The sequence below is a fragment of the Acinetobacter sp. NBRC 110496 genome (assembly GCF_000876115.1).
In the GTDB taxonomy this organism is placed as follows: domain Bacteria; phylum Pseudomonadota; class Gammaproteobacteria; order Pseudomonadales; family Moraxellaceae; genus Acinetobacter.
In genome coordinates this window covers 1-11938 of sequence record NZ_BBTF01000078.1, presented here as the reverse complement: position 1 = coordinate 11938, position 11938 = coordinate 1, and the positions used below count along the sequence as shown (strand labels likewise).

The window sequence follows — 11938 nt, the reverse complement described above, 5'->3', positions numbered from 1 at the left end:
AAATTACCAGAAATAAATGGATGGGATGTTCTTAAAAAAATTCGACAAACTAATGATACCCCAGTCATCATGTTAACCGCACTTGATCAAGATATTGATAAAGTTATGGCACTCCGAATGGGCGCTGATGATTTTGTGGTAAAACCTTTTAATCCTAATGAAGTCGTAGCAAGAGTATATGCTGTATTAAGACGCAGCCAACAAAACCAGCAAGCAAAAAATAAGAATTTGCATTATAAAAATATTGAAATTCAAACGGATACTCATAGTGTATTTATTAATTTAAGTTCATCATCACCAAAGCTGAACTTAACTTTAACAGAGTATAAAATTTTAATGCTCATGATAGCACAACCACATAAGGTGTTTACTAGAGGAGAGTTGATGAGTTATTGCATGCCAGATGGTAATGCTTTAGAAAGAACTGTTGATAGTCATGTGAGTAAATTAAGAAAAAAACTTGAAGAACATGGCTTAAATCATATGCTTATTAATGTACGAGGCGTAGGCTATCGTTTGGATAATTTAAATGAAAAGTAAAAGTAAAATTAAAATTAAAATTAGTAACCAGCTAATTATTACATTCAGTATTTTGAATTTTAGTATTACTTTTTTTACTTTAACTTTTGGTTATTTAATTTATGCCATTGCCATTGAAGCGAAATTAGTTACATGGGAAAAACTTGGGCAGAACTGGCCTTATCTTCATTTATTAGACTTAGTTTGGTTACTAATAGTATTAATTATAGGATTTTTCTTATCTATTTTTTTAGGAATACGGCTTTCTCAACGATTTGTTAGACCAATTGAATCTATAGCCGTAGCAACTCAAAAAATTAGTCAAGGGGATTTAACAGCAAGAGTTGAAAACAATAAATATGTAAATGCTGAAATTTCAGAGCTTATAGATAATTTTAATGATATGGCCCATAAACTTGAAGTTTCAATAAAAAATGCTCATGTGTGGAATGCAGCGATAGCACATGAATTACGTACTCCAGTTACAATTCTTCAAGGCCGACTACAGGGTATTGTCGATAATGTATTTGAGCCTAGTCCCGCTCTAATGAAAAGTCTACTAAACCAGACTGAAGGGTTATCGTATTTGGTTGAGGATCTGAGAGTATTAAGTTTAATTGAGAATCAACAGCTTAAGTTAAATATAGAGCCAACCAATTTCCAAAAAAGCGTATCAAAAATTATTTTAATGTTTAGTGAGAAATTAGAGGAAGCTAAAATTACTATTCACTCTGAAGTATCAGATGACATAGTGTATTGTGATAGTCGCCGAATGGAACAGGTATTAATTGCTTTAGTAGATAATGCTATACGCTATGCCAATCCAGGCTTACTAAGTATTACATCATTTGTTCAACGACATATATGGACATTAATGATACAAGATGACGGGCCAGGTATTTCTATGGAATATCAAGAAGAACTATTTAAACCTTTTTTCAGGTTAGAAGACTCAAGAAATAAAGCATTTGGCGGAACTGGTTTAGGGCTAGCTGTTGTTAATGCAATTATTAATGCTCATCATGGAACCATTCAGTATGAAAATAGGAATTCTAAAAGTGTATTTACTATTAGGATAAACTTCGAATAATAAAAGGCGGATTCAAGCGGCAAGTGCAACAGTATAAAAACCAGCCATAACTTCACTCGGTGTATACCAACCTAGTGTTTTTCTAGGACGATGGTTGAGTGCAAATTCTATCTGCTCTATTTGTTCGTTTGACACGTCATCAAACGATGATGATTTTGGCAGATATTGACGGATTAAACCATTCGTATTTTCATTCCTTGCTCGTTGAATAGACTTGTAAGGATCAGCAAAATACGTCTCTATGCCAACATCAGTAATTCTTTTGTGTTCGGAAAATTCTTTGCCATTATCAAATGTTACACTATAAGCATGGCTCATTTGTAAACGATCTAATGCACAAGTAATCGTTTGAGAGGATGCTCTCGTTGGCCCTAAATGAACAATATGTACATACAGGCTCTTTCGATCAACGAGAGTCAATAAAGCACCTTTATGATGTTTACCAATCACCGTGTCACCTTCGAAATCTCCTAAACGTTGTCGTTGATCAATGACCTGGTCTCGGCAGTGAATACTTGTTTTATCAATGATTTGACCCCTACGATCCGTGTTTTTGTAACCGCGTTTTCGATATTTCTTCTGATGCCTTAAGTGTAGATGAAGTTTACCGCCTTTTGATTTATCTTGATAAATGTACTGGTAAATCCACTCATGTGAAGGTACATCCAGCCAACCGCGTTGTGTTAAAGCACCTGAAATTTGTTCTGGTGACCAGTCCAAACCAATCAAATAATCAATATAAGCGAAGGCAAATGCTGTCATTGATGATGAAGGACGATACCGTCTTTGACTTGCAAATTTAGCTGCCTGTTGAGCTCTATATCCACGTTGTCCAGTATTTCTTTTTAATTCACGGTAGATGGTTGATCGTGAACGTCCTAACTCCCGAGCAAGGGAGGCGATTGAACTTTTACTTTTCAAAGTAGCATAAATTTCGTATCTTTCATCTTGAGAGAGTTGGGTGTATTTCTTCATTGTGTGCTTTCCAATTGCGAGTTGAAAAAGTCTAATGATTCTATGAATACACCTAACTTTTTCAACTGACTACAAATGTGTTGCACTTGGGATTTGAATCTGCGTGGTTCAAATCGGAACATTCCGCAAACAAGCAGTCTATCAAAAGACTATACCTGAATGATAGCGAGCCAAATCGCATACAATATCTATCATTAGACTTAATGCAATAATTAAATGATAGTATTATCATTAATCTAATAGAATTAAGATTAAATGATAGAAATGAATACACGTATTTATCTACGAGCTTCAACTAAAGATCAAGATGCAGAAAGGGCTTTGCAGATTCTTCAGGATCTAAACCAAAACTTGAATTTGGGTGAAACCATTGTGTACGTGGAAAACTATAGTGGTACGAAGTTAGACCGACCTGAATTGAATAAGCTACTGTCAGAAGCAAATCAAGGTGACACATTGTTAGTTGAAAGTATTGACCGCTTATCACGCCTAACCCAACGAGATTTTCAAGAGCTGAAGCGCAGGATCCAGGAGAAGGGACTTCGTTTAGTCGTAGCAGATCTTCCTACTACCTACCAAATGATTCAAACCAGTGACAGCATTACTCATTCAATCTTGGAACTCATCAACAATATGTTGATTGATCTTCTGGCAACAATGGCCCGCCTAGACAATGAGAAACGTATAGAACGTATTAAGCAGGGCCTGGCACGTTCGGGTTACAAACCAACAGGCAAGAAGGCAAATGAGGCTAAACATAAACGAATAAAAGAATTGCTAGTAGTTGGCAATATGACTAAGGAAGAAATTGCCAAAGCAGTGAATTGTGGAGTTGCAACTGTCTATCGAGTTGCTAAAGTTATCTAAAAGAGGCTTATCTCAACGCGCCCCCAATGGGGCACCGCTGCATTCAGGTTACTTCACATAAGAAATTTTATGTTAAATGATTGTTAGAAATGCCCCTTGATCGAGGCATTTTCTATAAAGAATACTAAAAACTAATTAAAGCCAACCAAGTTTCAAAACAAGGCAGTTCTCAGCAATCATATTTTTAAATTATATAACTCCCAACTGAGCTTTTGCTCCAACGATAAGGCTTTCATTTTGAGTTTCTAAGGCAAATAAACCATATATCAAAGGAGAGGCCGCTGCTCTTTCTAAAGTCTGTTCATATAGTTTATTCCAAACTTTACCCCCTAGTTTTTCATACTCGATGATTAGAGTTTTGAGGCTTTCTTCTCCAAACAAAGTTACATGCCCAGCAAAATCAATCGCTGGGTCATCTATATGGGCTGTTGACCAATCAATAACGCCTGAAACAGCTCCATCCTTTGAAGCTAGTACATGCCCAGCATATAAATCGCCATGTATAAATTGGGTGAAATCTGCCCATAGAACATCATTATCCAACCATTTTCTGTAGCGGGTTTCCAATTGCTCACTTATACCAATTTCAGATTTTACTAACTGCAAATTGTTTGCTATTTCAGGTCTTAAATCTGAAGGTTTCATAATTTTCAAATCATTTTCCCGAACTTCTTTTTCAGGAATACTATGGATTTCAAATAAGGTTTTTGCCAAAGATGTTATGTATTTCGGGCTATCTTTGTCCATATTCCAAATTATTTCATAGGTTTCAGCATCCAAATTTAAAACAGGATTATCTTTAAGTATGGGATAAGCCACTAATTCTGTAGATGAAATTCTCCAATCAGGAACCTCTACAGAAAGATGTTTTTTTACCAATTCTAAAATGCGTTTTTCTTTCTTGATTTGTTCCCTCATGCCATCACGACGAGGAATACGCAGCAACCATTGTTGCCCCTTTGTATCAAGAGCAAAAACGACCTTAAAATCAATGCCCATTTCATTGAAATTCATTTTGTCCGTAAGCAACAAGCCGTGTGCTTCAGCAAGTGATTGAATATCTTGAATTGTCATTTTTAATTTCCTTTAAAGAGTTCAATAATTAATGTTCGGATTAGATTGGCTATCATTAACAATCTCTCTCAAAAGTCTTGATGATTTTGTGGTCTTTGATCTCGTAGATAATGTCAGCAATATTATCGACCAATTGCTTGTCATGAGATACGAAGATAATAGTTCCTGCATAGGACTTCATCATTGTTTCTAATGCGGCAATACTTTTTAGGTCAAGATAGTTTCCTGGTTCATCCATAAGCAAAATATTATATTTTCCTAAAAGCATTTTGGATAAAAGCAGTTTGATGATTTCACCTCCCGATAAGTCGGATAAGTTTTTTTGAATATCATTCGCTCCGATCCCCATTGAAGCCAATACTGCACGAATTTCCGCAACTGTGTACTCGCACTCTTCCTGCATAAAGGAGAGCACAGATTTATGCGTGTTAAATTTATATCCTGTTTGTGTAAAGTAGCCAATTTCAGCTTTTGGAGATATGGTTAATCCATCAGCACGTTCTGATATCATTTTTAACAAGGACGTTTTCCCTGTTCCATTCGATCCAGTTATAGCGACTTTAGCGCCAAGCGGTATTATAAAGTTAGCGTCATCAAAGATAGTACGGCTACCAAATTTTAAGCTCAGACCATCTGCCGTAATCGGGAACTTATTGTGCAGTTCTAGGGCTGAACTTTGACGAAAACGAATAGAACGCAAATGCTCTGGTGCTTGAATATCTTCTAATGCAGCCAAACGCTTTTCCATACTCTTAGCTGCCTGATACAGTTTTCTTTGCTTGGTGCCAGTCATTTTTGCATGCCCAAGTCGTCCAGCACTTTCGGTAGAGTTTTTGGATTTTTCTCCTTTTTTCTTATTGTCTAATCGATTAGCTTGCTGGCGTTTTTCTTGCACAGCAGATTCTAATCGCTCCCGTTCCTTCATCATCAGCTCATATTCTACGGCTTGGTGTTGTCGCTCTTCTTCTTTTTGACGCAAGTAATCCGAGTAACCACCCCAATATTCCGTAATTTTACCGTCTTTTAACTCCCATATCTTGTCTACAACCATATCAAGAAAATATCGGTCATGACTGATAACAAGTAATGCTCCATCAAATGCTTTAAGTTGACCAATAAGTAGATCTATTCCATTGAGATCAAGGTGGCTGGTTGGTTCATCCGCTAGAATGCCATGTACTTGTTGGGAAAATGCGGCAGCAATTTTTGCACGAGTTTCCTCTCCGCCACTCATTGTGTCGTTTTGTACATTGGAAACACCAAGGCGAGATAACATTGCCCGGTCTTCGACCGTTTCTATTTCGATTCCGCCCAGTTGGCTGATATGTGCAAAATCACCAAAACGCTGTAATGTCGCTTCGGCTAAAACAATTTCGCCATTAAGTACTTTGAGTAAACTACTCTTTCCTGCTCCGTTATCACCCACAAGACCAATACGGTCATAAGAGTGAATTTCCAATTCATCAATATCCAAAACATCACGCCCAGCATAATCCAAGCGTATGTTTCTCGCTTTAATAATTAAACTCATTTTTATTTACTCCTGTTTAGCTCTTGAAATTTTTTATGCAGCAAACAGGATTTAGGTGAAAACAAAAGCTAGCATCACAGTGTCCTCCCAAAAAAAAAGCTATTCATCCACAGGGTGGACAAATAGCTAGTCAATTAAGTTATAACTGGAAACTATGCACTAAAAGCATACTTATAAATTAAGCATACTTTTACTTTATATATCCGCATATATTCTTAAAGACACAACAAAAGCCCACCATTATAAAATAGTGTCACTATGCAAATAGTTGTGTCTTAACGAATGCGGATAGAATGCATAAACTTACCTAAAAAATAAAATTCAGTTTTATGATAACTTTACTGTTAAAAGAAGTCTAGACAACCTTGTTTTATGCTTGGATATAAGGCTTATTTTAAAATAATAGTAGTGAAGATTTTCTAAAATTAACATAATACACCTTATACGAAATAAAAATGGGAGCCTTAAGCTCCCATTTTTTAAGTAATTTTTTCAAATAAGGCTTGGGTGAGCATCTAAAATTCGAATCAATGTAGCTGCTGGTCCAGTTGGATAGCGTCGTCCCTGTTCCCAATTTTGCAGGGTACGGGGGCTAATATGTAGACGTGCAGCAAATTCATTTTGGCTCAAGCCAGTTTTTTCACGTACTTCTTTAATATCAGGCAATTCGAGTTCTGTAACTCGGCTTGCTTTAACTTCTTTACGTTTGATAGCTCCAGCTTCTTTGATTGAAGCAACCAAGTCATCAAATAAGTTGTTATCCATGAAATTGCTCCTTCACGAGTTGGTGCAGAATGGCGGTTTCCTTATCTGTTAAATTATCTTTTACTGATTTTGGATAAGCCACTAAGAAAAAGATCTGATCATCCTCGGTGACCCAATAATAAATCACCCGTATCCCACCACTTTTCCCTTTGTTACCTTGAGCACAACGTACTTTGCGAATACCACCGCCATTCTTGATTAGGTCACCTCTATCAGGCTGTACCAAAAGATCTTGCTGAAGTTGACGATATTCCTCATCAGATACAAGGTCTTTAATTTGCTTGGTAAAGATGCTGGTTTCAATAAATAACATGGACTCTTTATACGTCAATGGCGTATTTGAATTTTAGCAGTTTCCATAACAAAAAACGAGAGCTGGTAGATCTCGTTTCGCATAACAGCCATTATGTTAAATTGTAGTAAGAACTTTAATGCGATAGAGCAGAATGTATATGCAAAATAAGCTTGATAACATTATTCAAGAATTAAAAGAACTATCTGGGAATAGTCGTCTAAACATAGAACTACCTGATGATATTTTCATATCTGCTTATGAACGAAAAATAGGTTTTATTTTTCCAAAAGATTATAAAAAAGTTTTGAAAGAGATTAGCAATATCTTTTATGGAACAATTGAATTAGCGTCTCTTACAGATGAGAAAGAATGCTATCGAGGGCTATCTCAGATATTAAATGATGCTAGGGAGCAAGGTCTGCCAGAAGATTGGCTACCTATTTGTGAAGATAATGGTAGTTATTATTGCCTATCTCCTAATCATAAAATTAGATATTGGACAGCAGATGGATATAGCGATGAGCAGTGGGAAGATTTAGCAGATTGGATCAAGCAAGTTTGGATAGATGGAAATTAAGAATTTCTAAAATTAACATAATACACCTTATACGAAATTAAAAAATGGAGCCTAAAGCTCCATTTTTTAATAACTTTTTTTAAATTGCTAAGCGTAAATTCAGTGCTTTTACAACTTTAATCACAGTATCAAAACTAGGGTTAACATCACCAGAAAGTGCTTTATAAAGACTTTCTCGGCCTAAGCCTGTATCTCGTGATAATTGAGCCATTCCTTTAGCTTTTGCAATGTTACCTAAAGCCTTTGCAATGAATGCGGCATCGCCATTAGATTCTTCAATACATGCTTGTAAGTAAGCCTGCATATCATCCTCTGTTTTAAGATGCTCAGCACTGTCCCATTTGCGAAGTTTAATAGCCATTTATAGCTCCTCCTCTAAATCTTGTGCCAATTGCAGGGCAAGTTTTATATCTTTACTTTGCGTAGACTTATCTCCGCCTGCTAAAAGAATAACAACCCTTTGCCCTTGCTTGCAGTAATAAATCCTATAGCCTGGCCCAAAGAAGAAACGTAATTCAGAAACACCTTCACCGACCGGCTCAGTATCTCCAAAGTTTCCATCTTCAACCCGATCAATTCGGACTTGTATGCGTCTTTTTGCCTGCTGGTCTTTTAACTTGGTGAACCAGTCATCAAAGACTTCAGTGGTATATATTGAGTACATAAGTAGAATGTATCCTATAGGATACATTTATGCAAGAAATAAACTTGATATTTGGGGCTCGAAACGGTGAATTTCGTATAACCGCCATTATGTTAAGTTAATCAAAATTCTTAATGCACCAAAACCTAAAAATTTAAATGGAGTAAAAATGACTTTAAAGGGGTTAGATATTCAAGAAGATTGTATCAAAGCTATTTCTAATGAATCTTTAATATTTGATATTAAGAATAAAGAGTTTTTAGAGGATATAGAAAATCTTTTATTACAGTATTTTCAAAATTTTAGTAATGATTTAAATGGAATTGAGTTTGATAATTTTTCTGTGGAGTTTTGGTTCGATGCAGGACAATTGATTATTTATCCTGAAAAAGATTTATTAGATCGTAAACCCTTTGAATCTGAATATGATTTAGATAGATTAGACCCTTATTTTTATCTAGTTTGTGAAGAATATAGGATATATTTTGATGACTTAATATCTCGAAAAGTAAGCGATCAAGTATCTGAAAAAGAAGCTATTTCTAAAACTAATGACGTAATTGATTGTGTAAGCAAAGCTATAAAAAATATAAATGATGAAAACAATCTTTTAAAGATGTTAGGCAGGCCTAAATTAGAAATAAGATATTTCGGTGTAACGAAAGAAGAACTTTTAGCAAAAGAAATTCTCGTGAAATGAAGTAGATATTTTTGTCGTATTAAGGAAAACTAAAATTAACATAATGGGCGTTATGCGAAGTCAAAAATGGGAGCTTAAGCTCCCATTTTTATTGATGATTTTTTAATTCTTTCAGCATAGCATCCCGTAAAATTTCATTCATTCGTGTTTGATAACCTTTGCCTTGTGCTTTGAACCAAGCAAGTACATCAGCATCTAACCGAATTGAAGTTTGTTGCTTCACTGGGCGGTAAAATTGATTTTGGCGTACAGCACTGCTCCAATCGGTAATTTCAGGAATATCTGATAGATCTAGCTGATCATCAGGAACCGTGCCTTTAGCAAGCAAGCGTTGAATTTCAGCATCTTGCTTCTCACCAAATTTCTCATTCAGCTCTTTGCGTGAGTATCTAACCATGCTCATATTTGTTTCGCTCCGCTTTAGTCACTTGCCTTGCACTAATGATTCGTATGATTTCACAGTCATCTTCATCAAAAATGGTGTGAGCCACCAATAACATTAGTACGCCTTTAACTCGTCCAATGGTTTGCCAACGTTCTTCACCATCGGTATGTCTGTCTTGGATTGAGATCCGTAATGGATCTTCAAAAACAAGGCTTGCAGTTTCGAAAGAGATATCATGCTTTTTCTGATTCTTTCGATTCTTAGCCTCATCCCATTCAAAATACTGTTCCATAAAAAACATTCAAATTTGTATATACAATAATGTATCACAAAATTGTATAACTCAAGTTGAGAAGCGTAATTTTTAGTCAAATTTATTGGCAAGAACTATCAAAACTGCTCATAAAAAAGCCGACTTGTTTCCAAGTCGGCTTTTGAACATCATCGAGCAAATAATTTATATCATAAGTTTTTGATTTTTATATTTTTCAATTTGTGCATTTCGTATAACGCCCATTATGTTAAATAGCATGCAATATTGGATACCATACTGAAATAAGTAAAACAGTACCTAATACTCGATTAAAGAGCACCATATGATGAGCTGTAGAAAGTATTTTTTTTGTGATTTTTCCTAAATAAGCCCAAATAAATAAACAAGGTAGAGAAATCAGCATAAAGATGAATGAAAATAGAATGAGTGACTGATAGTAGTTAGCTAGTTGTGCTGTATAAACAGTAATAACAGCAATAGCCATCAACCAGCTTTTAGGGTTGATAAACTGTAAAAAGAAGCCTGTAAAAAAACCATTTTTCTTATTTTGATTTTGGATTTTAGATTCTAGATCAGGTCTATAATTAAAAATTTTCCATCCAATATAGCTTAACCAAATGCCGCCAGTGAAACTTAATATTAATTGAATCTTGGGGTATTCATTGAGTGTTGTACCAATTCCAAGTCCTGTAATTAAGACTAATGATGCAGCACCAATACTTCCACCGAAGATTAAGCCTAATGTTTTTTTAATACTAAATTGATGACTTGTACTAAGAATAAGGAAATTGGTTGGTCCAGGAGTAATTGATGCAACAAAAGAAAAGGCACAAAAAGCTAAAATCGTTTCCAAAATAAAATCCAAAAATTAATAAACTATTTGGCTAGTTTGATAAATATCTTCAAGATATATCTAGAACATTTGTGCACGCTTTTTGATATTGATTCAATGTTATGCCATAACAACGTTTAAACCATCGACCTAGATGACTTTGATCAGAAAAACAAAGATATGAAGCAACAGTTGTTGCTGATAATCCTTTTCTTAACAATTCTTTTGCCTTATTTAAACGGAGTTGGATCAGATATTGATGTGGAGAACAGTTAAAGTTTTTTTTAAATACACGGTTAATATAAAAACGATCTGTTTTCACCAATGTTGAGAGTGTTTGTAAGTCTAAATCATGAAAGAGACTTTCATGTAAAATTTCTTTTAGCTTTAATGCAATATTAGGTAATGTCTGGATAGACTTTTCACGTTTATATAAAATTTTTTTATTTACTAAGTTTTCTAATAAAAGATCTAAATACGTATCTTTCATCAATTGAGATTCATTGTTATTCAATATATTGTAGGTTGAAAGTATCAAATGTGAAAGTTGAGGATCAGAACGTAGGGTTGATTCGATAGCAAGTTCGATAGGCTCATTAAATATTCCTTCATAGCTTTTTTTTAACCATGCTGGATCTAAATGCATCATTTTATAAGTGAAGCCGAGAGGATCTGGTGCATTACCATCATGAACTTCTTCAGGTTCAAGCATGAAAGTTTGACCTTGATAGCTATCAATAATTTTTTTTCTACAATTGAATTGTTGATGTCCTAACTCTGTTACCCCTATAAGATAACTTGAGTGTAGATGAGGATCGTATGCAAAGCCTTTGAAGTGGGCATGAATTAGTTCTATACCTGTAGACTTATCCTGTGTGACATTGACCCAATTGCTCATATTTACTTAATTAGTCCTAATGGATTTAGCTTATCAAAAATTATCTAATGAAGAAATTCTAAAATTAACATAATACACCTTATACAAAATGCCCTTGTAAGCCCTTAATCAAGGGCATTTTTAGTCTCTACTTAACATAAAATTTTGGTGGTGCTTCAAAAAGTATGCTGCCTTTAAATGAAGCCATTATTGATGTAAAAGAAAAGAAGGCTAAATCAAAAGCTTTAAAATGGTTTTCAAGCTTTTTTGAAAAATTACAGCTTCTTCTGAAGCTACGCCTAATTCTATGCCTTATTTTGCAATTATTGCCTTCAATACCTACAGTAAAAAATTTACCAATACTTTGCTTACCATTTTTAAAAGCAGTGATGAAACTGTCCCAATGATCACTTGCAATTCGGGTGTAGTGAATATCTAATTGTTTAAGCTTTGTCTTCAATTGTTAGACTGTAGCTAAATCTCGTTTACCCCAAACATAAGCAACAATTTCACCTGTTTCTCGATGATAGGCGT

General features: G+C 34.9%; 16 protein-coding genes and 1 pseudogene. 5 read left to right on the top strand and 12 right to left on the bottom strand.

Annotation, left to right across the window (positions count from 1 at the left end; all coding sequences use genetic code 11):
• Both Aba26S_RS19600 and adeS read left to right on the top strand, forming a co-directional pair.
• The coding region (locus tag Aba26S_RS19600; protein WP_043974513.1) for a winged helix-turn-helix domain-containing protein at positions 1-540 on the top strand (540 nt) is incomplete at its 5' end.
• Positions 530-1609, top strand: coding sequence for a two-component sensor histidine kinase AdeS (gene adeS / locus Aba26S_RS19595; protein ID WP_043974509.1), 1080 nt, complete (start codon positions 530-532; stop codon positions 1607-1609). The genes Aba26S_RS19600 and adeS, both read left to right, overlap by 11 nt.
• Before the next feature lie 12 nt (positions 1610-1621).
• On the opposite strand, the gene Aba26S_RS19590 is transcribed toward adeS, so the two are convergent.
• Complete coding sequence (locus Aba26S_RS19590) at positions 1622-2584, bottom strand: IS30-like element IS18 family transposase (RefSeq protein WP_033917576.1); 963 nt, start codon at positions 2582-2584, stop codon at positions 1622-1624.
• Between the two features lie 255 nt (positions 2585-2839).
• Here Aba26S_RS19590 and Aba26S_RS19585 point away from each other — a divergent pair, with 255 nt between their 5' ends.
• A complete protein-coding gene (locus Aba26S_RS19585) occupies positions 2840-3451 on the top strand; it encodes a recombinase family protein (RefSeq protein WP_015060246.1) in 612 nt (203 codons plus the stop codon).
• 189 nt (positions 3452-3640) lie between these two features.
• Here the strand turns inward: Aba26S_RS19585 and Aba26S_RS19580 are convergent, their stop codons facing one another.
• The 4 genes from Aba26S_RS19580 to Aba26S_RS19565 form a co-directional block, all read right to left on the bottom strand.
• A complete protein-coding gene (locus tag Aba26S_RS19580; RefSeq protein ID WP_043974506.1) occupies positions 3641-4525 on the bottom strand; it encodes an Mph(E) family macrolide 2'-phosphotransferase in 885 nt (294 codons plus the stop codon).
• A 55-nt stretch (positions 4526-4580) separates the two neighbouring features.
• Positions 4581-6056, bottom strand: coding sequence for an ABC-F type ribosomal protection protein Msr(E) (gene msr(E) / locus Aba26S_RS19575; RefSeq protein ID WP_000052512.1), 1476 nt, complete (start codon positions 6054-6056; stop codon positions 4581-4583).
• Between the two features lie 492 nt (positions 6057-6548).
• Positions 6549-6821 carry a NadS family protein gene (gene nadS / locus Aba26S_RS19570; protein WP_000369781.1) on the bottom strand — a complete coding sequence of 91 codons (273 nt, stop codon included), beginning with the start codon at positions 6819-6821 and terminating at the stop codon, positions 6549-6551.
• Complete coding sequence (locus Aba26S_RS19565; protein ID WP_000897307.1) at positions 6814-7134, bottom strand: type II toxin-antitoxin system RelE/ParE family toxin; 321 nt, start codon at positions 7132-7134, stop codon at positions 6814-6816. Before Aba26S_RS19565 ends, nadS begins: the two co-directional genes overlap by 8 nt.
• 139 nt (positions 7135-7273) lie before the next feature.
• Between Aba26S_RS19565 and Aba26S_RS19560 the strand changes: the two genes are divergently transcribed.
• Positions 7274-7693 carry an SMI1/KNR4 family protein gene (locus Aba26S_RS19560; RefSeq protein ID WP_001180106.1) on the top strand — a complete coding sequence of 140 codons (420 nt, stop codon included), beginning with the start codon at positions 7274-7276 and terminating at the stop codon, positions 7691-7693.
• 79 nt (positions 7694-7772) lie between these two features.
• Here the strand turns inward: Aba26S_RS19560 and Aba26S_RS19555 are convergent, their stop codons facing one another.
• Both Aba26S_RS19555 and Aba26S_RS19550 read right to left on the bottom strand, forming a co-directional pair.
• Complete coding sequence (locus tag Aba26S_RS19555; RefSeq protein WP_000985609.1) at positions 7773-8054, bottom strand: addiction module antidote protein; 282 nt, start codon at positions 8052-8054, stop codon at positions 7773-7775.
• Positions 8055-8357, bottom strand: a complete 303-nt coding sequence (locus Aba26S_RS19550; protein ID WP_000286964.1) for a type II toxin-antitoxin system RelE/ParE family toxin — start codon at positions 8355-8357, stop codon at positions 8055-8057. It lies immediately after the preceding gene.
• Positions 8358-8505: 148 nt separating this feature from the next.
• Here Aba26S_RS19550 and Aba26S_RS19545 point away from each other — a divergent pair, with 148 nt between their 5' ends.
• Positions 8506-9036: a hypothetical protein gene (locus Aba26S_RS19545; RefSeq protein WP_000172759.1), complete on the top strand. Its 531-nt coding sequence runs from the start codon at positions 8506-8508 to the stop codon at positions 9034-9036.
• Between the two features lie 88 nt (positions 9037-9124).
• On the opposite strand, the gene Aba26S_RS19540 is transcribed toward Aba26S_RS19545, so the two are convergent.
• The 5 genes and pseudogenes from Aba26S_RS19540 to Aba26S_RS19520 all read right to left on the bottom strand — a co-directional run.
• Positions 9125-9439: a BrnA antitoxin family protein gene (locus tag Aba26S_RS19540; protein ID WP_004728120.1), complete on the bottom strand. Its 315-nt coding sequence runs from the start codon at positions 9437-9439 to the stop codon at positions 9125-9127.
• Positions 9426-9713, bottom strand: a complete 288-nt coding sequence (locus Aba26S_RS19535; protein WP_000438825.1) for a BrnT family toxin — start codon at positions 9711-9713, stop codon at positions 9426-9428. Before Aba26S_RS19535 ends, Aba26S_RS19540 begins: the two co-directional genes overlap by 14 nt.
• A 229-nt stretch (positions 9714-9942) precedes the next feature.
• Positions 9943-10548: a LysE family translocator gene (locus Aba26S_RS19530; RefSeq protein ID WP_000447788.1), complete on the bottom strand. Its 606-nt coding sequence runs from the start codon at positions 10546-10548 to the stop codon at positions 9943-9945.
• Positions 10549-10597: 49 nt separating this feature from the next.
• Entirely contained in the window at positions 10598-11425 is an 828-nt protein-coding gene (locus Aba26S_RS19525) for an AraC family transcriptional regulator (RefSeq protein ID WP_000073658.1), read from the bottom strand.
• A 173-nt stretch (positions 11426-11598) separates the two neighbouring features.
• Positions 11599-11938, bottom strand: a pseudogene (locus Aba26S_RS19520) (IS1 family transposase); the annotation flags it as partial.

Bases quoted from the DNA above. Each gene is read 5' to 3' on its own strand.
- Aba26S_RS19525 (WP_000073658.1), bottom strand. From the start codon at position 11,425: ATGAGCAATTGGGTCAATGTCACACAGGATAAGTCTACAGGTATAGAA.
- Aba26S_RS19585 (WP_015060246.1), top strand. From the start codon at position 2,840: ATGATAGAAATGAATACACGTATTTATCTACGAGCTTCAACTAAAGAT.
- Aba26S_RS19560 (WP_001180106.1), top strand. From the start codon at position 7,274: ATGCAAAATAAGCTTGATAACATTATTCAAGAATTAAAAGAACTATCT.
- adeS (WP_043974509.1), top strand. From the start codon at position 530: ATGAAAAGTAAAAGTAAAATTAAAATTAAAATTAGTAACCAGCTAATT.
- Aba26S_RS19545 (WP_000172759.1), top strand. From the start codon at position 8,506: ATGACTTTAAAGGGGTTAGATATTCAAGAAGATTGTATCAAAGCTATT.
- Aba26S_RS19580 (WP_043974506.1), bottom strand. From the start codon at position 4,525: ATGACAATTCAAGATATTCAATCACTTGCTGAAGCACACGGCTTGTTG.
- Aba26S_RS19535 (WP_000438825.1), bottom strand. From the start codon at position 9,713: ATGGAACAGTATTTTGAATGGGATGAGGCTAAGAATCGAAAGAATCAG.
- Aba26S_RS19555 (WP_000985609.1), bottom strand. From the start codon at position 8,054: ATGGCTATTAAACTTCGCAAATGGGACAGTGCTGAGCATCTTAAAACA.
- nadS (WP_000369781.1), bottom strand. From the start codon at position 6,821: ATGGATAACAACTTATTTGATGACTTGGTTGCTTCAATCAAAGAAGCT.
- Aba26S_RS19565 (WP_000897307.1), bottom strand. From the start codon at position 7,134: ATGTTATTTATTGAAACCAGCATCTTTACCAAGCAAATTAAAGACCTT.
- Aba26S_RS19550 (WP_000286964.1), bottom strand. From the start codon at position 8,357: ATGTACTCAATATATACCACTGAAGTCTTTGATGACTGGTTCACCAAG.
- Aba26S_RS19590 (WP_033917576.1), bottom strand. From the start codon at position 2,584: ATGAAGAAATACACCCAACTCTCTCAAGATGAAAGATACGAAATTTAT.
- Aba26S_RS19540 (WP_004728120.1), bottom strand. From the start codon at position 9,439: ATGAGCATGGTTAGATACTCACGCAAAGAGCTGAATGAGAAATTTGGT.